General features: G+C 40.7%; 24 protein-coding genes and 4 tRNA genes. 27 read left to right on the top strand and 1 reads right to left on the bottom strand.

Going from position 1 to position 24,143, the window contains the following annotated elements:
- Nucleotides 1–9: 9 nt before the first annotated feature.
- From mnmG to SJY16_RS01040, 7 genes are all read left to right on the top strand, one after another.
- Complete coding sequence (gene mnmG, locus SJY16_RS01010; RefSeq protein WP_377887207.1) at nt 10–1,893, top strand: tRNA uridine-5-carboxymethylaminomethyl(34) synthesis enzyme MnmG; 1,884 nt, start codon at nt 10–12, stop codon at nt 1,891–1,893.
- Between the two features lie 19 nt (nt 1,894–1,912).
- Nucleotides 1,913–2,626: a 16S rRNA (guanine(527)-N(7))-methyltransferase RsmG gene (gene rsmG / locus SJY16_RS01015; RefSeq protein WP_377887208.1), complete on the top strand. Its 714-nt coding sequence runs from the start codon at nt 1,913–1,915 to the stop codon at nt 2,624–2,626.
- A gap of 116 nt (nt 2,627–2,742) precedes the next feature.
- The gene (noc, locus tag SJY16_RS01020; protein WP_377887209.1) at nt 2,743–3,582 is read left to right on the top strand and encodes a nucleoid occlusion protein; all 840 of its coding nucleotides are present in this window, start codon (nt 2,743–2,745) and stop codon (nt 3,580–3,582) included.
- 130 nt (nt 3,583–3,712) lie between these two features.
- Nucleotides 3,713–4,474 carry a ParA family protein gene (locus tag SJY16_RS01025; protein ID WP_377887210.1) on the top strand — a complete coding sequence of 254 codons (762 nt, stop codon included), beginning with the start codon at nt 3,713–3,715 and terminating at the stop codon, nt 4,472–4,474.
- Nucleotides 4,467–5,312: a ParB/RepB/Spo0J family partition protein gene (locus tag SJY16_RS01030; RefSeq protein ID WP_377887211.1), complete on the top strand. Its 846-nt coding sequence runs from the start codon at nt 4,467–4,469 to the stop codon at nt 5,310–5,312. The genes SJY16_RS01025 and SJY16_RS01030 overlap by 8 nt, the downstream gene beginning before the upstream one ends.
- A 67-nt stretch (nt 5,313–5,379) precedes the next feature.
- Complete coding sequence (locus tag SJY16_RS01035; protein ID WP_377887212.1) at nt 5,380–6,525, top strand: aminotransferase class V-fold PLP-dependent enzyme; 1,146 nt, start codon at nt 5,380–5,382, stop codon at nt 6,523–6,525.
- 11 nt (nt 6,526–6,536) lie between these two features.
- On the top strand, nt 6,537–7,241 hold the full coding sequence (locus SJY16_RS01040) for a DUF554 domain-containing protein (RefSeq protein WP_377887213.1): 705 nt from the start codon (nt 6,537–6,539) through the stop codon (nt 7,239–7,241).
- Between the two features lie 44 nt (nt 7,242–7,285).
- On the opposite strand, the gene yyaC is transcribed toward SJY16_RS01040, so the two are convergent.
- A complete protein-coding gene (gene yyaC / locus SJY16_RS01045) occupies nt 7,286–7,924 on the bottom strand; it encodes a spore protease YyaC (RefSeq protein WP_377887214.1) in 639 nt (212 codons plus the stop codon).
- A gap of 124 nt (nt 7,925–8,048) precedes the next feature.
- Here yyaC and SJY16_RS01050 point away from each other — a divergent pair, with 124 nt between their 5' ends.
- From SJY16_RS01050 to yycF, 20 genes are all read left to right on the top strand, one after another.
- Nucleotides 8,049–9,071, top strand: a complete 1,023-nt coding sequence (locus tag SJY16_RS01050; protein WP_377887215.1) for a YkvI family membrane protein — start codon at nt 8,049–8,051, stop codon at nt 9,069–9,071.
- Nucleotides 9,072–9,106: 35 nt separating this feature from the next.
- Complete coding sequence (locus SJY16_RS01055) at nt 9,107–9,991, top strand: mechanosensitive ion channel family protein (RefSeq protein WP_377887216.1); 885 nt, start codon at nt 9,107–9,109, stop codon at nt 9,989–9,991.
- Nucleotides 9,992–10,006: 15 nt separating this feature from the next.
- Nucleotides 10,007–10,204 carry a DUF951 domain-containing protein gene (locus SJY16_RS01060; RefSeq protein WP_377887217.1) on the top strand — a complete coding sequence of 66 codons (198 nt, stop codon included), beginning with the start codon at nt 10,007–10,009 and terminating at the stop codon, nt 10,202–10,204.
- Nucleotides 10,205–10,400: 196 nt separating this feature from the next.
- Entirely contained in the window at nt 10,401–11,501 is a 1,101-nt protein-coding gene (gene ychF, locus SJY16_RS01065; RefSeq protein WP_377887218.1) for a redox-regulated ATPase YchF, read from the top strand.
- A gap of 125 nt (nt 11,502–11,626) precedes the next feature.
- Nucleotides 11,627–11,923 carry a 30S ribosomal protein S6 gene (gene rpsF / locus SJY16_RS01070; RefSeq protein WP_377887219.1) on the top strand — a complete coding sequence of 99 codons (297 nt, stop codon included), beginning with the start codon at nt 11,627–11,629 and terminating at the stop codon, nt 11,921–11,923.
- A gap of 26 nt (nt 11,924–11,949) precedes the next feature.
- A complete protein-coding gene (gene ssb, locus SJY16_RS01075; RefSeq protein WP_224883974.1) occupies nt 11,950–12,450 on the top strand; it encodes a single-stranded DNA-binding protein in 501 nt (166 codons plus the stop codon).
- 63 nt (nt 12,451–12,513) lie between these two features.
- Nucleotides 12,514–12,750 (top strand): 30S ribosomal protein S18, encoded by a 237-nt coding sequence (gene rpsR, locus SJY16_RS01080; protein WP_224883976.1) that lies wholly within the window; start codon nt 12,514–12,516, stop codon nt 12,748–12,750.
- Nucleotides 12,751–12,886: 136 nt separating this feature from the next.
- A complete protein-coding gene (locus SJY16_RS01085; protein WP_377887220.1) occupies nt 12,887–13,180 on the top strand; it encodes an HPr family phosphocarrier protein in 294 nt (97 codons plus the stop codon).
- A gap of 144 nt (nt 13,181–13,324) precedes the next feature.
- Nucleotides 13,325–14,251, top strand: a complete 927-nt coding sequence (locus SJY16_RS01090; protein WP_377887221.1) for a YybS family protein — start codon at nt 13,325–13,327, stop codon at nt 14,249–14,251.
- A 15-nt stretch (nt 14,252–14,266) separates the two neighbouring features.
- Complete coding sequence (locus SJY16_RS01095) at nt 14,267–16,243, top strand: DHH family phosphoesterase (RefSeq protein ID WP_377887222.1); 1,977 nt, start codon at nt 14,267–14,269, stop codon at nt 16,241–16,243.
- Nucleotides 16,240–16,683 carry a 50S ribosomal protein L9 gene (rplI, locus tag SJY16_RS01100; protein ID WP_377887223.1) on the top strand — a complete coding sequence of 148 codons (444 nt, stop codon included), beginning with the start codon at nt 16,240–16,242 and terminating at the stop codon, nt 16,681–16,683. Before SJY16_RS01095 ends, rplI begins: the two co-directional genes overlap by 4 nt.
- Nucleotides 16,684–16,730: 47 nt before the next feature.
- On the top strand, nt 16,731–18,092 hold the full coding sequence (gene dnaB / locus SJY16_RS01105) for a replicative DNA helicase (protein ID WP_377887224.1): 1,362 nt from the start codon (nt 16,731–16,733) through the stop codon (nt 18,090–18,092).
- 207 nt (nt 18,093–18,299) lie between these two features.
- Complete coding sequence (locus SJY16_RS01110) at nt 18,300–19,586, top strand: adenylosuccinate synthase (protein WP_377887225.1); 1,287 nt, start codon at nt 18,300–18,302, stop codon at nt 19,584–19,586.
- Nucleotides 19,587–19,713: 127 nt separating this feature from the next.
- Nucleotides 19,714–20,157 carry a PilZ domain-containing protein gene (locus SJY16_RS01115; protein ID WP_377887226.1) on the top strand — a complete coding sequence of 148 codons (444 nt, stop codon included), beginning with the start codon at nt 19,714–19,716 and terminating at the stop codon, nt 20,155–20,157.
- 108 nt (nt 20,158–20,265) lie between these two features.
- Nucleotides 20,266–20,341, top strand: a tRNA-Lys gene (locus SJY16_RS01120).
- A gap of 199 nt (nt 20,342–20,540) precedes the next feature.
- Nucleotides 20,541–20,617 (top strand) — tRNA-Met (locus tag SJY16_RS01125).
- Between the two features lie 129 nt (nt 20,618–20,746).
- Nucleotides 20,747–20,822: transfer RNA gene (locus tag SJY16_RS01130), tRNA-Asp, on the top strand.
- 311 nt (nt 20,823–21,133) lie between these two features.
- Nucleotides 21,134–21,209 (top strand) — tRNA-Phe (locus SJY16_RS01135).
- 233 nt (nt 21,210–21,442) lie between these two features.
- Complete coding sequence (locus SJY16_RS01140; protein WP_377887227.1) at nt 21,443–22,837, top strand: peptidoglycan DD-metalloendopeptidase family protein; 1,395 nt, start codon at nt 21,443–21,445, stop codon at nt 22,835–22,837.
- 592 nt (nt 22,838–23,429) lie between these two features.
- Entirely contained in the window at nt 23,430–24,134 is a 705-nt protein-coding gene (gene yycF, locus SJY16_RS01145; RefSeq protein WP_377887228.1) for a response regulator YycF, read from the top strand.
- Nucleotides 24,135–24,143: the final 9 nt, after the last annotated feature.

The raw sequence follows: 24,143 nt of genomic DNA on the forward strand, positions 1-24,143 counted from the left end.
AATACGGCAATGGGTTACAAAGCCGATTCTTATGATGTAATCGTCGTTGGCGCAGGTCATGCCGGTGTAGAAGCAGGTCTTGCTTCGGCAAGAATGGGTGCAAAGACACTTATGCTGACACTTAATCTTGACTCTGTTGCATTCATGCCTTGCAACCCCAGTGTTGGGGGTCCTGCAAAAGGGATCGTTGTTAGGGAAATTGATGCACTAGGCGGCGAAATGGCGCGAAATATTGATAAAACACACATTCAGATGAGAATGTTGAACACAGGTAAAGGACCAGCTGTTAGAGCACTGCGTGCACAGGCTGATAAGGTCTTTTACCAAAGTGAAATGAAGAAAACCCTGGAAGAGCAAGATAATTTATCGCTACTGCAAGGGATGGTTGAGAAGCTGATTGTTGAAGACGGCGTATGTACAGGCGTAGAAACAAAAACTGGTGCTCAATATGAAGCGAAATCAGTTATTCTTACAACAGGTACATTCCTTCGCGGCCGTATTATCCTTGGAGACCTTTCTTATGAGAGTGGTCCAAATAATATGCAGCCTTCTGTTAACCTTTCTTATCATTTACAAGAACTTGGTTTCGATATGGTTCGATTTAAGACAGGAACACCACCTCGTGTGAACAATAAATCGATCGATTATAGTAAGACGGAAATTCAACCAGGTGACGAAAAGCCAAGAGCATTTTCATATGAAACGACGGAATTTATTACGGATCAACTTCCGTGCTGGCTAACGTATACAGGTGAGGAAACGCATAAGCTTATCAACGATAACCTTCATCGTTCCCCTATGTACTCCGGCATGATCGAGGGCACAGGACCACGCTATTGTCCTTCGATCGAAGATAAGATCGTCCGGTTTAATGATAAGCCTCGTCATCAGATTTTCTTAGAGCCTGAAGGGCGCAATACGAAAGAGGTTTATGTGCAGGGGCTATCAACGAGTCTTCCAGAAGACTTGCAGCGTAAAATTCTTAAGACGGTACCGGGTCTTGAAAACGTAGAGATGATGCGTGCGGGTTATGCGATCGAGTATGATGCAATCGTACCTACCCAGCTTTGGCCTTCTTTAGAAACAAAAACAGTGAAGAATCTATTCACTGCTGGCCAGCTTAACGGTACTTCAGGCTATGAAGAGGCTGCAGGACAAGGAATAATGGCAGGAATCAATGCGGCACGAAATGCACAGAACCGCGAACCAGTTATTCTGGATCGTTCACAAGCTTACATTGGGGTATTAATCGATGATCTTGTAACAAAAGGCACAAATGAACCTTATCGTTTGTTAACGTCACGTGCAGAATACAGATTGCTACTTCGCCATGATAATGCTGACTTGAGATTAACTGAGATTGGACATGAAATTGGCATGATTCCAGAAGATCGATACAGTCGCTTCACAGCAAAAAAACAGCTAATCGAAAAAGAAATCAAGCGACTGGAATCTGTCGTTATTAAACCAACTGCTGAAGTTAATGATGTTCTAAGCAAGTATGGTACTGATTTAAAAGAAGCTGCACATGCAGCTAACTTAATAAAGCGTCCTGAAGTAAGTTATGAAGCCATCAAACAGCTTGCTCCTGCTGATGAAGAAATACCAGAAGATGTAGCAGAACAAGTAGAGATCCAACTTAAATATAAAGGCTATATTACGAAGAGTTTGCAACAAGTTGAGCGTATGAAGAAAATGGATGAGAAGAAGATTCCTGAAAATATTGATTACGCTGCGATCAATGGACTAGCAAATGAAGCGAAACAGAAGCTACATGAGGTTCGCCCTCTTTCGATCGGCCAGGCTTCACGCGTTTCAGGAGTAAATCCGGCAGATATTTCTATTTTACTTGTCTATATTGAGCAAGGCAAAATAGCTAAAATTGCAAAATAATCGATAAAGTGAGGTAGCCATGAACGAACAACAATTCATGGGGTTGCTGGAGGAGAAAGGGATTTCCCTTTCTTCAGAGCAACTTCAACAATTTCAAACATACTATGATATTTTGGTAGAATGGAATGAAAAAATGAACTTAACAGCCATAACCGACAAAGAAGAAGTGTATGAAAAGCACTTTTTTGACTCCATTATGGCAGCATTTTCATTTGATTTTTCATCTGATTTACATATTTGCGATGTAGGAGCAGGAGCGGGATTTCCAAGCTTACCTATTAAAATTTGCTTCCCTCACCTACGCGTCACAATCGTCGATTCACTTAATAAACGAATTGGATTTCTAGAACACTTGGCGTCAGAATTGAATTTAACGGGTGTTTCTTTTTGTCATGATCGCGCTGAACTATTTGGTAAGAACAAAACGTATCGTGAACAGTATGATGTGGTTACAGCTAGAGCTGTAGCACGGATGTCTGTTCTAGGTGAATTGTGTTTACCGCTAGTAAAACCAGAAGGCTATTTTGTTGCATTAAAAGGACCGAATGTCGAGGAAGAACTGAAAGCTGGAAAACAAGCAATAACCTTACTTGGTGGTAAAATAGAAAAGATCGACAAACTTTCTCTACCTATTGAAGAAAGTGAGCGGAATATCGTCACTATTAAAAAAATCAAATCGACACCAAAAAAATATCCAAGAAAGCCGGGCACACCCAATAAAAATCCTTTATAATAGAAATGGTCTGCATTTGAACGGAAAAGTGTTTCACGTGGAACGCTATGTCTAGAAGGATTTTTAGTTCAGGGTAACGAATCAGTTAAGGAGTCGATTAAAGGTGGTGTTGGGCGATGAAACATACGTTTTCACGTCTTTTCGGATTGAACGAAGAAAAAAATGAGGCGATGGAATCTGACCAGGACGAAGTAAAGCACATCCTCGTTGAAGAAATTATTCCGAATCGTTTCCAACCTCGAACAATTTTTATAGATGAAAAAATCGCTGAACTATCTCAGACTATTAAAACACATGGCATTATCCAGCCTATTGTGGTGCGAGAACGTGAAGGCAAATATGAAATTATTGCCGGAGAACGCCGCTGGAGAGCAGTGAAAAAGCTCGGGTGGGAGCGGATTCCTGCAATCGTTAAAGAATTTAATGATTCGCAAACAGCATCGATCGCTTTAATAGAGAACTTACAGAGGGAAGAGTTGACAGCAATTGAAGAAGCAATGGCTTATTCACAGCTATTAGAGCTTCATAATTTAACTCAAGAAAGCCTCGCGCAACGACTTGGAAAAGGGCAATCAACAATTGCAAATAAGCTTCGGTTATTGAAACTACCGGAACCTATTCAGCAAGCACTTTTAAATAAACAAATTACTGAAAGACATGCAAGAGCATTGATCCCTCTTAAAAATCCTGAGAATCAGGTGAAGGTACTTGAAGAGGTGATCGAGAGGCAATGGAACGTTAAGCAGACAGAGGAAAGAGTTGTGCGGATGTTGGAAGGTTCCACTCCAAAGCCAAAGCCAACAAAGAAGTCCTTCAGTAAGGACATGCGTCTTGCTGTGAACACCATTCGTCAATCTCTTGATATGGTTACGGAAAGTGGACTATCGATCGATACTGATGAAGAAGAGCACGAAGAATATTACCAGTTTACAATTCGCATTCCCAAAAAGAAGTAAAAACTCATCCGAGCAGGATGAGTTTTTAGTTTGGACTAGGTGTTTTTTTATTTGTCAAAACAACATCCAAAATATTCTAATCATGATAAAATATGAGGTAGAAATGTCGTTCTAAGGAGTAGGTGAAACATTGGCTAATATTATTGCTGTTGCGAATCAAAAAGGCGGGGTAGGAAAGACGACAACCTCAGTTAATTTAAGTGCCTGTCTAGCTTCTCTCGGTAAAAAGGTGCTTCTCGTTGATATTGATCCACAAGGCAATGCAACAAGTGGTGTGGGTGTGGAAAAAGGTGCGATCGATCACTGTGTGTACAATATTCTAGTTGATGATAAAGATGCAAGTGATATTATGCAGCAGACCTCGATTGAAAATCTCCACGTCATTCCTTCAACGATTCAGCTTGCAGGGGCAGAAATTGAACTTGTCCCCACCATTTCAAGAGAAGTACGTTTGAAAAGAGCGTTAGCGAAAGTTGAAAAAAACTATGATTATATTATAATAGATTGTCCTCCATCACTAGGTTTACTTACAATCAATTCTCTAACAGCGGCTAATGCAGTTCTTATCCCTGTTCAATGTGAATATTACGCGTTGGAAGGGTTAAGTCAACTTTTAAATACTGTTCGACTTGTACAAAAACACTTAAACACCGATTTGAAAATCGAAGGTGTTCTACTTACTATGTTAGATGCTAGAACAAATTTAGGTATTCAAGTTATTGAAGAAGTGAAGAAGTACTTCCAAGAGAAAGTTTATAAAGCGATCGTTCCAAGAAATGTTCGATTAGGGGAAGCGCCAAGCCATGGCAAACCGATTATAGCTTATGATTCTAAATCTAGAGGAGCGGAAGTTTATTTAGAACTTGCAAAGGAAGTGTTAGGAAATGGCTAATCGTGGATTAGGCAAAGGGATAAATGCATTTTTCCCTTCTCAAAAGGAAGATGAAACCGTTAAAGATATTCCTTTAAATGAACTGCGTCCTAACCCATACCAACCTAGAAAAAAGTTTGATGCTGAAGCGATCGGAGAATTGAGTTCCTCTATTCAAACATACGGGGTTCTTCAACCAGTGATCGTAAGGAAAAGCATAAAAGGGTATGAAATTGTAGTAGGGGAACGACGCTATCGCGCTTCAAAAGAAGCGGGGCTCAAAACAATTCCTGCAGTTGTTCGAGACCTTACGGATCGAAAAATGATGGAAATCGCCTTGATTGAAAACCTTCAAAGAGAGAATTTGAATCCAATTGAAGAGGCGTTGGCTTATCAGAAATTAATGGAAGAAACCGATGTTACACAAGAAGAGTTATCGAAGCGGCTTGGTAAAAGCAGACCCCATCTTGCTAACTTTCTCCGGTTGCTCCAACTTTCTTCTGAAGTACAAGAGTATATAGCAGAAGGTAAGTTGACGATGGGGCATGGTAGAGCTCTATTAGGATTGAAAAATAAAGATGCGAGAAAAGCGTTAGCAGAACGTGTAATCGCTGAAAAGCTAAACGTGAGACAGCTGGAGCATCTTATCAATGGTATGAATAATAACGTTTCACGTGAAACAAAAAAGGATGAAAAGCCCGATCCTTTCTTAAAAGATAAAGAAAATGTTCTTCGGGAACGTTTTGGGACTTCGGTTTCAATCAAAAGGACGAAGAAAAAAGGCAAAATTGAAATTGAGTTTTTCTCACAGGAAGATTTAAATCGGATTTTAGACGTATTAGAAAAAGGTGAGCAATAGTAGTCGGCATAAACTGAAAAGCAGTTTATGCTTTTATTATAGGTGAAAAAGCGGAGGTGTTTGTTTTATGTATCTCGATCAAGCTGCATCGTCATTTCCGAAGCCACCAGAAGTGGTGGAAGCTATGACAAAAGCGCTAACAGAATACGCTGCAAATCCAGGGCGAAGCGGGCATAGGATGGCTGTGAAAGCGAATGAGGTAATTAGTCAAGCAAGAGAACAGCTTGCTGACTTTTTTGGGTTTGCATACCCAGATCGCGTTTGTTTTACTTCCAATGCAACTTCCGCGCTTAACCAAGGAATAAAAGGATTTCGTTTTCAAAGCGGTGATCACGTGTTGACGACATCCTATGAACATAACTCTGTACGTCGCCCTCTTGAGAACATGAAAGAGAAGTCAGGTATTGAGATTACCTACTTTGATTCTGGTGTGACTGAAGACTTTGATATGGATGCTTTTGAAAAAGAGGTAACACCTCAAACAAAAATGATCGTTGTCTCTCATGGTTCCAATTTAACAGGCAAAATCACTCCTATCAAAGAAATTGGGAAGCTTGCAAAGGAGAGGGGCATAACGTTTCTCGTAGATGCCGCGCAAACAGCAGGTGTTCTACCGATTAGTATGGAGAATATGAATATCGATCTACTTGCGTTTCCAGGTCATAAAGGGTTACTCGGTCCTCAAGGTACTGGGGTTCTTATAGTAGGTAAAGGAGTGGATCTCGAACCACTTCAACAAGGTGGGACAGGAAGTCAGTCAGAGTCGATTCAACAGCCAGAAGTGTACCCTGAGTACCTTGAGAGTGGAACATTGAACACTCCAGGTATTGCAGGGCTTCTAGCTGGCCTCGAAACTGTGAAGAGATTAAGTCTCGAAGCGATTCATCGACATGAGCAACTCCTTATATCCAAACTGATCGACGGATTACGTTCAATTGATTATGTAACGATATATGGGCCTTCTTCCAATCGTCTTGGAGTTGTTCCATTTACCATTGAAGGGATTGACGGTCAAGAAATCGCGATTATTTTGGACCAGCACTACGATATCGCTGTCCGGGCAGGACTACATTGTACTCCGATCGGACATGAGTCGATTGGGACATCTGAATGTGGGGCTGTAAGGATCAGTGTAGGTCCATATAATACGGAAGAAGAAATTGAACAGGTGTTAACCGCGCTTCAAGAAATAGTAGAAGGTTATTTCGGCTAAGGAGAGGTAAGATGGTCCTATTAGGTACAGTAGTTAATGGTCTTGCAATCATGATTGGAACATTAATTGGAACATTTAGTAGAAGAATACCTGAGCGTATGAAAACGACGATTATGCAGGGGTTAGCACTTGTTGTTGCCGTAATCGGCCTTCAAATGGCTATGAAGAGTGAACAATTTCTCGTTGTGATTGGTAGTTTAGTAGTCGGGGGAATTCTTGGAGAGTATTGGGACCTTGAAGGAAAGCTGAAAACCTTAGGTCGCTGGATCGAACGAAAAACAGGGGCTGCATCTGAAGGAAGCGTTGCGCAAGCTTTTGTAACGGCTACGCTTGTGTACGTGGTTGGGGCGATGGCGATCCTAGGAGCTTTAGATAGTGGACTTCGTGACGATCACTCTGTTCTTTTCACGAAATCACTAATAGATGGTTTTACGGCAATCATGTTTACGGCAACCCTTGGGTATGGTGTCTTGTTTTCTGCCTTCCCTGTTATGATCTACCAGGGGTTTATTGCTCTTTTTGCATCTCAAATCGACCGCTTTGTTCCCCAAGCGTTGCTTGATGCATTCATTGCAGAGGTAACGTCTGCAGGTGGAATCATGATATTAGCCATAGGACTGAATTTATTAGGATTAACACAAATTCGTGTAGCGAATTTCCTCCCTGGGTTACTAGTGGCAGTAACGCTCGTCACATGTCTTTATTTCATCTTATAAAAAAACCCCTTTTCCGGACTAGAGTTCCGAGAAAAGGGGTTTTTTTATGGAATTTGAAAAAGATCATCGCTCCATGATTTGATCTGCTTATTCAATTTACTTTCTTGCTCTGTTGAAGAGTAATAAGCTTCTATCGCACCGTTGAGACTTTCAGCCATAATATCGGCCATTTTCATGACAAGATTTAAGCGTGTATTCTGAAGAACAAAATATTCCATGAACCCACTCACATTTACAATCCCTGTTAAGTGGATATGGCCCACTTCTGGCAGTTCCTTCTTCACGCCAGCACCTGGTTTCACTGGCCCATCTCCAACCGTGATAATGCCTACTGAGTGTAGCCTGCCAAGGCAAGCATCGATTCCAATAATAAAGGGATTGTGATGAGTCTTCTCAATCGTTGTCATCACGTCATTTAAATTTACAGCATGTACGGGAGACTCTAGCGTACCATATACAGTAGCGTGTAAATTCAGTTGATTCAGCTTACTTCCTACGAGAGGACCGAGCGCGTCTCCGGTAGATCGATCAGTACCAATACAAACGATTACAATTTCTTCAGCTCGTTTTCTAGGGAGCATATTCGTAATCTTTTCCTCAGTCGTTTTTATGGCAAGAGTATCCTCATGATGGATTCGATATGCTACAGGCTTTTTTTGAAAAAACTTGTCTCGAAGATTCATAGGATTCTCTCCTTTGTAATAGTAGTAACAGTATACGGAAACTTAAGGTGATCTATACATAAAGCTTCGTTTTTCTTCAACATAAATGAAATATAGTCAAAGAACTAGTAAAGGAGGGAATGCCTTGTTAAACGGTGGGATGAAGTGGATGTTCCTCATACTTGGTACGATGATCGGAGCGGGGTATGCTTCTGGAAGAGAGCTGTGGCAATTTTTTGGACATGAAAGTGTCCTAGCTATCGCTCTATTCACAGTCATGTTCAGTATCTGTTGCTATGTCATCATGAAAATCAGCTATGAAACGCAATCATCACATTACTTACCGATTCTCGAGAGGTTAGTAGGCAAGAAACTGACTGGGCTGTACGATCTATTAATCATCCTTTATTTATTTACGACTACGATTGTAATGTTTGCTGGCGGTGGCGCTACAATGGAAGTGTTGCATTTCCCTTATTGGATAGGGATAGGAGTTCTCGCTATCCTGGTCGTCGTCTTATTCTTTTGGGATATTAACGGCATGCTCTCCATGAATGCGATTATCTTACCCCTGCTCATTATTTTACTGCTAGCAGTTCTTCTTCTGTTTATTAAATCAAATGTGAATGCGATGCTATTTGATTGGATGAAGCAATCAAATTGGCCAGCAGCATTTACTTTTACAGCTCTAAATATTCTACCTCTTGTTGCTGTTCTTTCAGCGGTTGGTCATCAGATTAAACATAAAGGTGAAATTTTGATAGCAAGCATAGGCAGTGGAGTGATACTAGGAGGGCTATCTTTTCTATACAATCAATCATTAATTCAAGTGGCTCATGACTTACTTGTCTATGAAATTCCATTGTTTGCGATTCTAAAAAGCTACCCTTACTATATGGTGTTAATCATGTCGTTCTTATTATGGACAGCGATATATACAACAGCTGTAAGTGGAGTTTTTGGTCTTACCGCACGGTTCCGCGATATGGTCAATCTTCCTCTTTGGATCATTGCATTGATTATTGTAACTGTCATGATTCCTTTTACAACATTCGGGTTTTCAACATTAGTTGCTTTTTTATACCCTCTATACGGCGTGCTTAACCTTTATATTTTGGCTTCTATCTTGATTTTTCCCGTTCTGAAGCGTTATGATTTGTTATCATAACAGTAGGATTAATATTGGAACGGGAGAGATGAGGTATGGGTGTGGTAGAAGAACTATGGCTCACTATTTACGAGTTTCTAGCCAATCGCGAATTATGGATCGACATCTCGGGAAGAATCTTTAGGATTCTTGCCATCCTTGTTGGAACATGGTTGTTCATTCGTTTAGCCAAAACAGCTTTGAATCACATCTTTGCCATTCGTTTGAAAAGCCCACTTCGATTGTCAGAGCGAAGAGAAACGACTCTTATTCGCTTGATCGAGAATGTCTTGACGTACGTCACTTACTTTGTAGCACTCGTCATGATCTTGAGCGAATTTGAGGTTGATGTTCGCACATTGATTGCAGGTGCTGGTGTTGTCGGTCTTGCAGTAGGTTTTGGAGCTCAAAACCTCGTAAGAGATGTGATTACAGGGTTCTTCATTATTTTCGAGAAACAATTTTCCGTTGGTGATTATGTTCGTATCACGGGGATTGAAGGGTTTGTGGAAGAAATCGGTCTTCGAGTTACCAAGATTAAAAGCTGGACAGGAGAACTGCATATCATCCCGAATGGAAACATAAGCCAGGTTACAAACTTTTCTATACACAATAGTATCGCAGTAGTCGATGTAAGTATTGCTTATGAGGAACAGATTCATGAAGCAGAAGAAATCATTATTGAATTATTGGACGAGCTTTATGACCAATTTGAAGCGATGATCGTTAAGCCTGAGTACCTGGGTGTGCAGACACTAGGCGCTTCAGACGTTGTTCTTCGGATTATTTCTGAAACACGACCGATGGAACATTGGGGTATAGGAAGAGAAGTTCGAAAAGCGGTTAAGCAGCGTCTTGACGAAAAAGGAATCGAAATACCGTTCCCTCGTCTCGTTATGTATCAGCGGGATGAACAAGCAGAGGTTCAAGAAAAAGTATAGAAGGGATGGAGCATTGTGAATGAGAAAGAATTTGAGCTGAACGATGTAGTCGAAATGAAGAAATCCCATCCATGTGGTGAAAATAAATGGAAAATTATTCGCATGGGTGCAGATATTCGGATTAAGTGTCTCGGCTGTAATCATAGTGTGATGTTACCACGCAGAGAATTTTCTAGAAAAATAAAAAAAGTACTAGAACGTGCTGATTCTTGACCGTTAATGAGACGGTCTTTTTTTGTGCGAACAAGTGAGCAAAGCTTGTGTTTTCCCCTTTGAATCTCTATAATTGGAAAAGGTATGTCTCTAGTTTATTCGTTAAAAAGTAATGTCAAAAACAGCGCTATAAGCTGTTTTTACTGTTATAAAAAAATAGATGCCAAACGGCTGATTTATTGAAGGAGTGACCGAGATGGCTTTAACCACCGGTATTGTCGGACTTCCGAACGTTGGGAAGTCAACATTGTTTAATGCAATCACACAAGCAGGAGCAGAATCTGCTAACTATCCATTCTGTACAATCGATCCTAACGTTGGAATCGTTGAAGTACCAGATGAGCGTCTTCAAAAGCTAACTGAGCTCGTAAACCCTAAGAAGACCGTCCCTACTGCTTTTGAATTTACTGATATCGCAGGTATCGTAAAAGGTGCAAGTAAGGGTGAAGGTCTTGGGAACAAGTTCCTATCCCATATTCGTCAGGTAGACGCAATTTCTCAAGTCGTTCGTTGTTTCGATGATGAGAACATCACTCATGTATCAGGTAAGGTAGATCCAATTTCTGATATTGAAACCATTAACCTTGAGCTCGTCCTTGCTGATTTGGAAACAGTCGATAAACGCATTGGCAGAGTTGAAAAGATGGCTAAACAGAAAGACAAAGAGGCCCTAGCTGAATATAACGTCTTGAAGAAGATTAAAGAAGCACTAGAAGATGAAAAATCAGCTCGCAGCATCGAGCTAACGGAAGAAGAAGAGAAGATCGTATATGGTCTACACCTTCTTACGAAAAAGCCTGTCCTCTATGTAGCAAACGTAGATGAAGATGATTTGCTCGATCCAGCCGATAACGAACACGTTGCACAAGTGCGTGAATACGCAGCAAAAGAAGGCGCTGAGGTAATCGTAGTGTGCGCGAAAATCGAATCTGAGCTCGCTGAGCTAGACGGTGAAGAGAAAGATGCGTTTCTAGAAGATATCGGCATAGCTGAACCAGGTCTTAACAAGCTGATCAGAGCATCATACGACCTACTTGGTCTCGCTACTTATTTTACAGCGGGTGAGCAAGAAGTGCGTGCTTGGACCTTCCGTCTTGGAATGAAAGCTCCTCAAGCAGCTGGTATCATTCATACTGATTTCGAGCGTGGATTTATCCGTGCTGAAATCGTTGCGTATAACGATCTCGTCGAAGCAGGTACGATGGCAGCAGCGAAAGAAAAAGGAAAAGTACGACTAGAAGGAAAAGAATATATCGTAAAAGACGGAGACGTCATTCACTTCCGTTTCAACGTATAATGAATAAAACCTTGCTAAAATAGGTGCATTTTGATATAATCTAAAGCTGTGAGTAATTATCTTTGTATACTTACTCCTTGCTCTTATCATTATAAGAGCCGTTAGACCAAAAGGAGGTGAACGGAATGCGTAACTACGAAATTATGTACATTATCCGTCCAAACATCGAAGAGGATGCACAGAAAGCTCTTGTTGAGCGTTTCAACGGAATCCTTACTGATAATGGTGCGGAAATTAATGAAGTCAAGCAAATGGGCAAAAAACGTCTTGCTTACGAAATCAACGATTTCAACAGCGGTATCTACATTGTCCTTGACATTAACAGTAACACTGAAGCGATTGAAGAATTCAGCCGTTTGATGAAAATCAACGACGATGTTCTTCGTTTCATGACGCTTAACCTTGAAGAAGCTAAAAAGTAATTGTTTGATAAATAGGAGGGGTTCTGATGCTGAATCGCGTCGTATTAGTTGGGCGTTTAACAAAAGACCCTGAATTGCGTTATACCCCGAGTGGCGTAGCGGTTGCGAACTTCACTCTTGCAGTGAATCGCCCGTTTACTAACCAACAGGGAGACCGTGAAGCAGATTTCATCAACATTGTTGTATGGCGCAGACAGGCAGAAAACGCAGCCAATTTCTTGAAAAAAGGCAGCCTTGCTGGTGTAGATGGACGAGTTCAAACTCGTTCTTACGATAATAGCCAGGGACAGCGTGTGTTTGTGACAGAAGTAATGGCTGAAAGTGTCCAATTTCTCGAGCCTAAAGGTGCAAGCCAAGGCGGCGGAGGCGGCAACTACGGTGGCGGCTCTCCAAACAGAGATAGCGGCGGTTACGGAAATCAGAACCAAGATCGCAACAACAATCGTGATCAATCCAATTTTGGAGATGATCCGTTTGCGAGCGATGGCAAGCCGATTGATATTTCGGATGATGACTTGCCGTTCTAATAATCCCTGTTTCGAGCGGTGAATACAGAGAAAACAAATTTAAAAGCAAAGGAGGTACTAACCATGGCAAGACCAGGTGGACGTAGAGGTCGTCGTAAAAAGGTTTGTTTCTTCACAGTTAACAAAATCACTTACATCGACTATAAAGATACAGATCTTCTTAAGCGTTTCGTATCTGAGCGTGGAAAGATTCTTCCACGTCGTGTAACAGGTACTAGCGCAAAATATCAGCGTCAATTGACTCGTGCGGTTAAGCGTGCTCGTCAAATGGCACTACTCCCTTACGTTGTAGGAGAGTAAGTTGATTAAGGAAGGGACAGCAGGATTTGATCTTGCTGTCTTTTTTCTTTATATTGGAAAAGCAAGGTGGTTTAACTTTATACAGAAAAAGGTATATATTCCTTACAATTGACTGTAAGGAGGATGTATCATCATTATGATGAAAACCACTAAACTAAAAGTACATAAACAGCATAGTATGAATGCGCTCATCTCTTTTGTGAAACAAGCAAAGTCATTCGGTAGCCATGTTACGCTTTATCATGATGGCCATAGCGTAAATGGTAAAAGTCTAACTAGCGTCATTGCGTTCAATTTGATGGTGAATGAGGCTGATCCAATCTTATTGATTGCAGAAGGTCCAGATGCAGAGGAGGCAACTGCGAAGTTGAGTGAATTGCTGAAAAGCGAACCGGAGAGTGCTGCAGACCAACCACTATCTTTCATGTAGTTGATCAGGCTGTTGTGGAAACAGCTTTTTTTATATGTTAGTTTATTTATAAATGCAAAATTTGCTGTTACGGGCAGAAATTCTTACAATATAGTAAGGGGATTTCGACCCGTTTTTTATTAGATATAAGGTAGGTCAAAAAACTTGAAAAATCAAACCGTAAAGCAATTAGTGGAAGGTGCTGCTCTGGCAGCTGTTTTTGCTGTATTATTTCTCATCACAACGTTTGTACCAATTCTAGGGTCCATAACTTTTTGGGTCTTACCTATTCCGTTTATACTAATAGTTGTTCGAAATGGTATCGGTAGCGGATTTGTTATGTGGGGAGTTTCGACTGTTCTTGGTTTAATTATTGCAGGATTTCCATCCCTTATCGCGTCCTTTCCATTCGGAGTTGGAGGATTAACAGCAGGATATCTTTATGCGAAGCGTAAGTCTGCACTGGCTGTTTTAATTGGTAGTGGAATCACTTACGTTATCACCATGTTAATTCTCTTTATCGGAAGTATCGTACTAATAGGTGAGAACCCGATCGATATGTCGATCACGATGCTAAATCAGTCCATCTCACAAGCCGAATCAATTACCGAGGCATTGGGGCAAGATACTAAACAGTTCGATCAATTGTTTGAACAGATTGAGGTTATTCGATATCTGGTTCCTACAGTGCTTGTTATTTTGGGAGTCATGATGGCTTTGATTTCGCAGCTCATTTCAATCCCTGTTCTAAAGAGGGTAGGCGGATTTCAACCTCCAGTGTTTAAACCGATTCGAGAATGGGCATTTCCTAAGAGTTTTTTATGGTATTATTTAGTTGTTACCATTCTAATGATGGTCGGTTTAGAAGAAGGTTCTGCTGCTTATGTAGCTTCTATTAATGTATATTCTGTATTGAATGCGTTAATATTCGTGCAAGGACTAGCAGTCATATACTTTTACAGCCATAAAAAAGGTTGGCCTATCGCTGTGCCGATACTTTTAACATTTCTTGGCTTCGCACTAACGTCACTTGTTGTTATCATTGGAATAATTGATTTAGGTTTTGAACTGCGAAGGAGAATGAAATCATAGGTAGGAGCTGAAAATATGCCAAAGTTTTTAACGAAACGGTGGCATGGTTATCATGTGGTAGCCTTGTTCGTCATTTCCATCCTTTTTATCGGCATTATTACTTATTACAACTGGATACTTGGAATTGGAAGCGTACTTGTCACAACGCTCCTTATTTATACAGCTATACGAGCTGAATCGAATTTTCAGGACGATTTACGGGACTATGTCTCCACACTTTCACATCGGGTGAAAAAAGTGGGAGATGAGGCATTAATGGAGATGCCAATCGGTATATTGTTGTATGATGAGGATTATCACATCGAATGGACGAATCCTTATATGCCAACAGTAACCAAGCAGGAACAGCTGATTGGTCTTTCGTTAAATGAGATTTCTGAAAAAATCATTCCGTTTCTGAAATCAGAAGCAGAGGATGAAATCTTAACCATTAATGAGCGAATGTATAAGACGTACTTCAAACAAGAAGAACGCCTTCTGTATTTCTTTGATGTGACTGAAAAGATTGATATTAAGCGAAAATACAATGAAGAAAAAACGGTAGTAGGTATTATATACCTTGATAATTACGAAGAGGTCACGCAAGGGTTAGGCGATCAGGTACGTAGTAATTTGAATAGTGCTGTTACGTCTATTCTTAACAAATGGGCGGATGAACATGGCGTATTTCTCAAACGTAGTTCTTCAGAAAAGTTTTTTGCAGTACTTAACCAAAAAATACTTCAAGAACTTGAAAAAAATAAGTTCTCCATTCTTGATGAAGTTCGTGACGTGACGTCAAAAGAAAACATTCATATTACGTTGAGTATAGGGATCGGTAGTGGTCATAGTACCCTCACAGAGCTTGGACAGCTCGCACAATCTAGCTTAGACTTAGCACTTGGACGTGGTGGTGATCAGGTAGCGATTAAGCAAACGAGCGGCAAGGTTAAGTTCTATGGCGGGAAAACGAACCCGATTGAGAAAAGAACAAGGGTTAGAGCGCGTGTTATTTCTCACGCACTTCGAGAACTTGTATTAGATAGTGACCAAGTTATTATCATGGGGCACAAAAATCCTGATATGGACTCGATCGGTGCATCGATTGGTATTTTGAAAGTAGCACAGGCGAATGGTAAAGAAGGAAACATCGTATTTGATCAAAATCAAAAAACGAGTGGTGTATCAAGGTTAATTGAGGAAGTCGAACAAAATGAGCAACTTTGGGCTCGTTTTCAAGATCCTGAAGAAGCTCTTGAGAAAGCTACATCAAACACACTTCTTGTTGTTGTCGATACTCATAAACCGTCATTAGTAATGGAAGAAAAGCTGCTTCAAAAGCTTGATCGTGTCGTTGTAATCGATCATCATAGACGTGGAGAGGAATTCATAGAAGATCCAGTTCTTGTTTATATGGAGCCATACGCGTCATCCACAGCTGAACTTGTGACTGAACTCTTTGAATATCAGCCTAAGCGTCTCAAAATGGACATCTTAGAAGCGACAGCATTATTAGCTGGCATAATCGTAGATACAAAGAGCTTCACGCTTAGAACCGGCTCGAGAACGTTTGATGCAGCTTCCTACTTAAGAGCGCATGGTGCCGATACTGTTCTTGTACAAGAATTCCTTCGCGAGGATATTGCACAATATATCCGTCGAGCCCGCATTATAGAAAAAGCCAATATATATCGTAACGGCATTGCTATAGCGCTGGGTGAGAACGATAAAACATATGATCAAGTAATGATTGCCCAGGCGGCAGACACCCTACTATCGATGAGTGGTGTTATTGCTTCCTTTGTCATTTCAAAACGAGATGATGGGAAAATCAGCATTAGCGCAAGATCTCTTGGCGATGTGAACGTGCAGATTATTATGGAAGGTCTAGAAGGCGGAGGGCATTTAACGAATGCCGCCACACAACTAGACGTCAATACAATAGAAGAAGCAGAAAGTATGCTTAAAGAAGTCATAGATGACTATCTAGAAGGGGGAGACGAAGAGTCATGAAAGTAATTTTCTTAGAAGATGTAAAAGGTAAAGGTAAAAAAGGTGAAGTTAAGAATGTAGCAGATGGGTATGCTCGGAATCACCTTCTAAAGAATAATCTAGCTGTGGAAGCAAATAATGCAAATATGAAACAACTGAAAGCGAAGCAACGCAGCGATGAAAAGAAAGCACAGGAAGAATTAGAGAAAGCGAAGGAACTTAAAGGTACGATCGAAAGCCTTGAGGTGGAAATTTCAACAAAATCTGGTGAAGATGGTCGCCTATTCGGATCGATCACAAGCAAGAACATTGCTGAAGAGCTTAAGAACCATGACATTAAAGTTGATAAAAGAAAAATCGAACTTGATGAACCAATCCGTTCACTTGGTTACACAAATGTACCCATTAAATTGCATCAAGATGTGACAGCCAAAGTTAAAGTACATGTCGTTGAGCAATAATAGGTGTTAACGGGTGGAAAAAGCGAAATGCTCAGGGGGAAAACAACATGAGTGATTTATTTGCTGATCGTACGCCACCTCAAAATATAGAAGCAGAACAGGCCGTTATAGGGGCGGTGTTTTTAGAGACTGATGCGCTAACTACTGCAACTGAAGTCCTCCAATCGGAGGACTTTTATCGGGCGGCGCATCAGAAGATCTTTTCTGTCATGATCGAGCTTTCCGAGAAAGGTGAGCCTGTCGATCTTGTAACGGTGACCTCTGAACTTCAAGATCGATCACTCCTTGAGGAAATTGGCGGAGTTTCATATTTAAGTGATCTAGCTAATTCGGTGCCTACTGCTGCAAACGTTGAATACTATTCAAAGATTGTAGAAGAGAAATCGATTTTAAGACGTTTGATCAGAGCTGCAACCGATATCGCTTCGGACGGTTATGCGAAAGAGAATAAAATAGAGAACCTATTGTCTGAAGCAGAAAAATCAATAATGGAAGTATCGCAACGTAAAAACACTGGTGCTTTTATTTCCATTAAAGATGTTCTAGTCGATGCATACGATAATATTGAAATGCTACAGAACAACACTGGAGATATTACAGGTATCCCTACAGGGTTCTCAGAACTTGATCGGATGACGGCAGGATTCCAGCGTAATGACTTGATTATAGTAGCTGCACGTCCTTCTGTAGGTAAGACGGCTTTTGCATTGAATATCGCTCAGAACGTGGCAACGAAAACAGATGAAAATGTTGCGATCTTTAGCCTTGAGATGGGTGCAGAACAACTAGTCATGCGTATGCTTTGTGCAGAAGGTAATATTGATGCACAACGTCTACGTACTGGTGCACTAACAGGAGATGACTGGCAGAAGCTTACGATGGCTATGGGGAGTTTATCTAATGCAGGTATCTATATTGATGATACACCTGGTATTCGAGTCGGAGATATTCGAGCTAAATGTAGACGTTTAAAGCAAGAAAAAGGGCTTGGCATGATCTTGATCGATTATATGCAGTTGATCAGAGGGGATGGCTCTACTGAAAACCGTCAACAGGAAGTATCTGAGATATCTCGTTCACTAAAAGGAATTGCGAGGGAACTTGAAGTTCCTTTAATTTCACTATCTCAGCTTTCACGTGGAGTAGAATCCAGGCAGGATAAGCGTCCTATGATGTCTGATATACGTGAATCAGGAAGTATCGAGCAGGATGCGGATATCGTTGCATTCTTATATCGAGACGATTATTATGATAAAGAATCAGAGAATAAGAATATTATTGAAATCATTATCGCGAAACAGCGTAATGGACCAGTTGGAACGGTAGAGCTTGCTTTCGTGAAGGAATATAATAAATTCGTAAACCTAGAGAGACGTCATGATGAGAGTGATATCCCTCCAGGTGCGTAATAAGTCCCAATGCGGGGCTTTTTCTTTTGCATGTATGTGATGAAAAATGGGTAAATTAACCCTAATAACGAACATAAAAAGACTGAATGAGTAAATTGTTCGGTTTTGTTGACTTAATTAACATGAATTGGTACACTTACTCTGGGTTTTTTAAAAAAGAGCATGCTTCAACGAGCGAATTCGAATGAAGCATCTGGAGGTGCTGAAATGCCATCAGTAGTAGTCGTAGGAACACAGTGGGGCGATGAAGGTAAAGGAAAGATTACCGATTACCTTTCTGAAAATGCAGAAGTTGTTGCTCGCTATCAAGGCGGGAACAATGCTGGACATACAATTGTATTCAACGATACGAAATACAAGCTTCACTTGATTCCATCAGGTATTTTTTATGATGATAAAATTTGTGTGATTGGTAATGGAATGGTTATTGACCCGAAGGCGATCGTAGAAGAACTTGCATACTTACATGAACGTAACGTTAGTACTGCCAACCTTCGCATTAGTAATCGTGCGCACGTCATTCTTCCATATCACTTAAGATTAGATGCAGTTGAAGAAGAATCTAAAGGTGCGAATAAAATTGGTACGACTAAAAAAGGGATAGGACCTGCTTACATGGATAAAGCCGCACGTGTCGGAATCCGTATCTGTGACCTTCTCGATAAAGAAGTGTTTGAAGAAAAGCTTGAACGTAATCTTGCAGATAAGAACCGTCTTCTTGAGCGCATGTATGAAGCTGAAGGCTTCAAAAAGGAAGATATTCTTGAGGAATATTATGAATATGGACAACAGATTAAAAAGTACGTCGTGGATACATCCGTTGTCTTAAATGATGCTATTGATGAAGGACGCCGCGTTCTTTTTGAAGGTGCTCAAGGCGTAATGCTTGATATCGACCAGGGTACTTATCCATATGTAACGTCATCTAACCCAATTGCAGGTGGAGTAGCAATCGGTTCTGGTGTTGGCCCTAGTAAGATTAATCATGTTGTAGGGGTTTCTAAAGCTTACACGACTCGTGTAGGAGATGGCCCTTTCCCAACGGAACTTCATGATGAAACTGGAGACAAAATCCGTGAAGTAGGTAACGAATATGGGACTACTACAGGACGCCCTCGCCGTGTTGGTTGGTTCGATAGCGTTGTTGTGCGTCATGCTCGTCGAGTTAGTGGGATTACCGATCTCTCTCTTAACTCCATCGATGTATTGACTGGTATCGAAAACCTCAAAATTTGTACTGCATATAAGTACAAAGGTGAAGTAATCGATGAATTTCCAGCAAGCTTGAAAGTCCTTGCGGAATGTGAGCCAGTATATGAAGAGATGCCTGGTTGGACTGAAGATATTACTGGTGTGAAAGATCTCGGAGAACTTCCTCCAAACGCACGACACTATATTGAACGTGTATCCCAGCTTACTGGTATACCGTTGTCTGTTTTCTCTGTTGGACCAGATCGTAATCAAACAAATATGGTACGTGGCGTATTTGCGTAACAAGCTGCTGGCAGTTAACACTGCCAGCTTTTTTTGATATATCTTCCCATAAAACAACAGCGCAGTTTGCTTTTATATGATAAGATTAATACTGTTATAATTTTCTATATTTTATGAGGTGGGCTTAATGAATCGGGATAAAAGGCAAGTCTTTCGTCACCAACTTTCTGTACCTCTTGTAGCTAGAATGAGAGTAATAGAAGCGGGTGACCAACCTGATAGTAAAGAATTTAATCATAAAATTTACATACATGACATCGGCCTTGAAGGTATCGGCTTCTCTACTGATCCTGAGTTATCGAAGCATACGGACTTAGAATTTGAGCTGAAATTGAACGAAACATTATTTCAAGTATCTGGCGAAGTCCTTTGGTTAAAGGCAAACAACCCTAATGATCCTAACACCAGGGCTAGTAATAGTTACGGAGTAAAATTCTATCTCAAAACGGAAAAACAATACTCACTTGTCTTTCAGGAAGTGAATCGCTTTGCTATTAAGCGTCATAAGCGAAAACAAGAAATACGCCAAATGATGAGAGAAAAGCTAAGAAAAAAAGGTGAGACAAGGTAACAGTTCTACCTGTTATCTTCTCTTTTATTATTTTTATTTGAAGAATCCTTGCTTTTTTCATAAACCAGTGATAAGATAACACTTGTCGTCATTAAAGAACACTTTAATGAGCCATTAGCTCAGTTGGTAGAGCATCTGACTTTTAATCAGAGGGTCGAAGGTTCGAGTCCTTCATGGCTCACCATTTTCTTTCCGCAGAGATACATACTGGCAGAGAAAGCAACGTTGTCATTTATATCGTCGCGGGGTGGAGCAACGAGCGTAACTTCCATGAATCAACAACGAGTTGTTTCGACGGATACGCATCGAAGCATAACCTTGTAGAGGAAGAAACAGTGCACAGCATATAGAAGCAGGTGCAGCATCATTTTCATTCATATCGTCGCGGGGTGGAGCAGTTCGGTAGCTCGTCGGGCTCATAACCCGAAGGTCGCAGGTTCAAATCCTGCCCCCGCAACCAAAATTTTAACTACGTCGATTAATCTTCCGTGTTAAAATTTTATCGTAGTCCCTTTAGGGACAACCTAAAAACTTCACAAATAGCTTACACATATCAAACGTAAGTGAACAATGGTTTTTAAACAAAACTGGTCCCGTGGTGTAGCGGTTAACATGCCTGCCTGTCACGCAGGAGATCGCGGGTTCGATTCCCGTCGGGACCGCCATTTTAATTTAAACGGCTCTGTAGCTCAGTCGGTAGAGCAACGAGCAAAGCATCACCGAATATCCGACGAGTTGTCCCGACACAGCAAGCTGCGAAGCATTGCTGGAAGAGGAAGGGACAGTGGTCTTACACAGCACAAGCTGATGGACATCACAATAAACATGGCTCTGTAGCTCAGTCGGTAGAGCAACGAGCAAAGCATCATCGAATATCCGACGAGTTGTCCCGACACAGCAAGCTACGAAGCATTGCTAGAAGAGGAAGGGACAGTGGTCTTACCCAGCAAAAGCTGATGGACATCACAATAAACATGGCTCTGTAGCTCAGTCGGTAGAGCAGTGGACTGAAAATCCACGTGTCGGCGGTTCGATTCCGTCCGGAGCCACCATTTCTTACTATTAATACGACTATATACAAGCCTGTCTCCATGGAGATAGGTTTTTTTATGTTCAGCCAATGCCGAAATTTATAGCATTCTTACCAAGGAATACCACTATCATGACGAATAGACTACATTTATGTTACAAAATGGGGAGTAATACCCTATTGACTTTATATGTGTGTTAGAGTTCAAACCGTGAGTAAATTTATAAGCGTAAGCAAATCGCAGGAGGAAACATTATGGCAACATCAAAGCTAGTAAAACGATTGTGTCAATCCGTAGCTCTGTTCTCGTTAATAAGTGTAAGCATGATTATTGGTATCCAGCCAGCAAGTGCTACTGTATATAATATGATGAAACCTGTCTATCACGTATACATAGATGGTACTAATGTAGGAACGATCGATGATAAAGAACTTTTTACTAAAAAAATAGATAAGATGAAAGAAAAAAGACAAACAGACGATTTAACCTTAATGGTGAAAAATGATCTTGAAATCGTTCCAAAACGATTGTTTCAGCCTTCATATGATAATGAAGAAACGCTTGATAAGGTCGATGATGAACTGACTTTTGTCGCTAAGGGATTTGATCTGTCATTTAACGAGGAGTCAGTAGGAGTTTTCCCTAGTGAATCAAAAGCTAAACAAGCGCTTTGGGTATACGCCAAACCGTTTTTATCTGAAGAAAAGGTAAAAGAAATTGAGAAGAAAGTTGAGGAAGATGAGAAGAAACATCCGGCTGACTTCTTAGACCTTTCTACTCCTTTCTCGATTGATGAAGTTGAGACAAAGAAAGAGAATGTATTAACTGAAAAAGAAGGCGTTACTCGAATTGAGGACGGCTACATGAAGGAAGTAGAGAAAGAAGTAGATGAGGATAAAACGCTTGCTGACTTTGCTGAAGAATTTGATATGGATGAGTCAGAGGTTAGAGAACTTAATAATCTCTCCAAAAAAGATAAGATTGCTGACCTTGAAAAGGTGAAAGTGCTCGAAAAGCAAATCGTAAAGGTGCTTGAAACAGAAGAAGTGATCAAAGATGAAGAAATTGATTTTGAAACAGAAACAACCAAAAGTGATTCAATTTTAAAAGGTGAGAAGAAAGTTACCCAATCTGGTGAAAAAGGTGAGAAAAAGGTAACGTATAGCATTTCTAGAGAAAACGGTGAGGTTACAAAGAAAGACATCGTCAAAGAGGAAGTCACGAAAGAGCCGGTTAAAAAGAAAGTCACAATTGGCACTAAAGTAATTCCTTCAAAAGGTACAGGAACCTTCGCATGGCCAACTGTCGGTGGTTCGATTACAAGTAAGCAAGGAGAGCGTTGGGGTTCCTTCCATAAAGGAATCGATATAGCAGGCGTCTCCGATCGAACGATTAAGACAGTAGATAATGGTAAAGTTACTGCAGCAGGTAAACGTAGTGGTTATGGTAATCAAATTACGATTAACCATAATAACGGAATGAAAACGACGTATTCTCATCTCTCTTCCATTTCTGTCTCTGTAGGAGACACAGTACAGAAAGGTGACAAGATTGGTGTGATGGGAACTACGGGCAAATCTACCGGAATCCATCTTCATCTAGAAGTTTACAAAAACGGTAACCTTCAGAATCCAATGAAATACCTTTAATGAGAAAAACCTTCAGTTTACGCTGAAGGTTTTCAGTTTGTAAAGCAACCCGAAATATTGTGCTCCCTATGCCGTAGGAGTTTGAATACCGCTTGCTTTCCTGTGGACGAACGCCCGAGCCTCCTCGCGGACAAAAAGCCCGTCCACTCCGGGGTCTCGAACGCCCGTTTTCCACGGGAGTCAAGCGGTATTCCCTCCTACTAATTAGTAGTTAATACAAGTTAACCTTACCGACCATCGTCATAAAGTAGACGTCATCCATTTTTTTCACTAGCCTGCTTTATATTGAAGTTAGATTTAGTAATTAAATTAATCACGCAATAAAGTTGATTGGAGCGGAAGAATGCCCGCCCCGCGGAAAGCGAGCATCCTGGAGCGGAAATCTCCACCATACTATTGGATAGTACTGTTTTTCCTAAACTGTCTCGACAGTCTGAAAATCTTCAGCTCTTACTGGAGGTTTTCTTTTTACATGTGCCGCATTAGGGTAGATGATAAATAAAATAGTTATAATATGATAGAATAGACGAAATAAGACATGACTTTTACTTGAAAATACATAAATCTGTATTACTAAAAAGGAGCGTTCATAATGGACAAGAAAATTCTTGTTGTAGACGATGAAAAACCCATTGCTGATATACTTCAGTTCAACCTTGAGAAGGAAGGCTTTACTGTTGTATGCGCTTACGATGGAGATGAAGCAATTGCAAAAGTGGAAGAAGAAAATCCTGATATGATTCTCCTTGATATTATGCTACCTCAGCGTGATGGGATGGAAGTATGCCGAGAAGTGAGAAAGAAATACGAAATGCCGATTATCATGCTTACAGCAAAAGACTCTGAAATTGATAAAGTACTTGGACTTGAGCTTGGAGCAGATGATTATGTTACGAAACCATTTAGCACGAGAGAGTTAATTGCAAGGGTGAAAGCGAATTTAAGACGTCGTCAGCAAGAACCTGAGAAAGAATCATCAACGAACTCATTGATTAATGTTGGTGCTTTGACGATTCATCCAGATGCTTACTTAGTAACAAAGCGAGAAGAGTCAATCGAATTAACACATAGAGAATTCGAATTGCTACACTACCTCTCTAAGCATATCGGACAGGTTATGACGCGTGAGCATCTTTTACAAACGGTATGGGGCTATGATTATTTTGGTGATGTAAGAACGGTCGATGTAACAGTGCGTAGACTTCGAGAAAAGGTAGAAGATAACCCGAGCCATCCTTCATGGATTATTACAAGACGTGGGGTTGGTTACTATATGCGTGAGCCAGAACAGGAGTAGTTAGATATA

Source organism: Alkalihalobacillus sp. R86527 (assembly GCF_042466185.1).
GTDB lineage: Bacteria > Bacillota > Bacilli > Bacillales > Guptibacillaceae > Guptibacillus.

What these genes read in the sequence shown, in the direction of transcription:
- mnmG (WP_377887207.1), top strand. Translation starts at nt 10, where the DNA reads ATGGGTTACAAAGCCGATTCTTATGATGTAATCGTCGTTGGCGCAGGT.
- rsmG (WP_377887208.1), top strand. Translation starts at nt 1,913, where the DNA reads ATGAACGAACAACAATTCATGGGGTTGCTGGAGGAGAAAGGGATTTCC.
- noc (WP_377887209.1), top strand. Translation starts at nt 2,743, where the DNA reads ATGAAACATACGTTTTCACGTCTTTTCGGATTGAACGAAGAAAAAAAT.
- SJY16_RS01030 (WP_377887211.1), top strand. Translation starts at nt 4,467, where the DNA reads ATGGCTAATCGTGGATTAGGCAAAGGGATAAATGCATTTTTCCCTTCT.
- SJY16_RS01035 (WP_377887212.1), top strand. Translation starts at nt 5,380, where the DNA reads ATGTATCTCGATCAAGCTGCATCGTCATTTCCGAAGCCACCAGAAGTG.
- SJY16_RS01040 (WP_377887213.1), top strand. Translation starts at nt 6,537, where the DNA reads ATGGTCCTATTAGGTACAGTAGTTAATGGTCTTGCAATCATGATTGGA.
- yyaC (WP_377887214.1), bottom strand. Translation starts at nt 7,924, where the DNA reads ATGAATCTTCGAGACAAGTTTTTTCAAAAAAAGCCTGTAGCATATCGA.
- SJY16_RS01055 (WP_377887216.1), top strand. Translation starts at nt 9,107, where the DNA reads ATGGGTGTGGTAGAAGAACTATGGCTCACTATTTACGAGTTTCTAGCC.
- ychF (WP_377887218.1), top strand. Translation starts at nt 10,401, where the DNA reads ATGGCTTTAACCACCGGTATTGTCGGACTTCCGAACGTTGGGAAGTCA.
- rpsF (WP_377887219.1), top strand. Translation starts at nt 11,627, where the DNA reads ATGCGTAACTACGAAATTATGTACATTATCCGTCCAAACATCGAAGAG.
- ssb (WP_224883974.1), top strand. Translation starts at nt 11,950, where the DNA reads ATGCTGAATCGCGTCGTATTAGTTGGGCGTTTAACAAAAGACCCTGAA.
- rpsR (WP_224883976.1), top strand. Translation starts at nt 12,514, where the DNA reads ATGGCAAGACCAGGTGGACGTAGAGGTCGTCGTAAAAAGGTTTGTTTC.
- SJY16_RS01085 (WP_377887220.1), top strand. Translation starts at nt 12,887, where the DNA reads ATGATGAAAACCACTAAACTAAAAGTACATAAACAGCATAGTATGAAT.
- SJY16_RS01095 (WP_377887222.1), top strand. Translation starts at nt 14,267, where the DNA reads ATGCCAAAGTTTTTAACGAAACGGTGGCATGGTTATCATGTGGTAGCC.
- rplI (WP_377887223.1), top strand. Translation starts at nt 16,240, where the DNA reads ATGAAAGTAATTTTCTTAGAAGATGTAAAAGGTAAAGGTAAAAAAGGT.
- dnaB (WP_377887224.1), top strand. Translation starts at nt 16,731, where the DNA reads ATGAGTGATTTATTTGCTGATCGTACGCCACCTCAAAATATAGAAGCA.
- SJY16_RS01110 (WP_377887225.1), top strand. Translation starts at nt 18,300, where the DNA reads ATGCCATCAGTAGTAGTCGTAGGAACACAGTGGGGCGATGAAGGTAAA.
- SJY16_RS01115 (WP_377887226.1), top strand. Translation starts at nt 19,714, where the DNA reads ATGAATCGGGATAAAAGGCAAGTCTTTCGTCACCAACTTTCTGTACCT.
- SJY16_RS01140 (WP_377887227.1), top strand. Translation starts at nt 21,443, where the DNA reads ATGGCAACATCAAAGCTAGTAAAACGATTGTGTCAATCCGTAGCTCTG.
- yycF (WP_377887228.1), top strand. Translation starts at nt 23,430, where the DNA reads ATGGACAAGAAAATTCTTGTTGTAGACGATGAAAAACCCATTGCTGAT.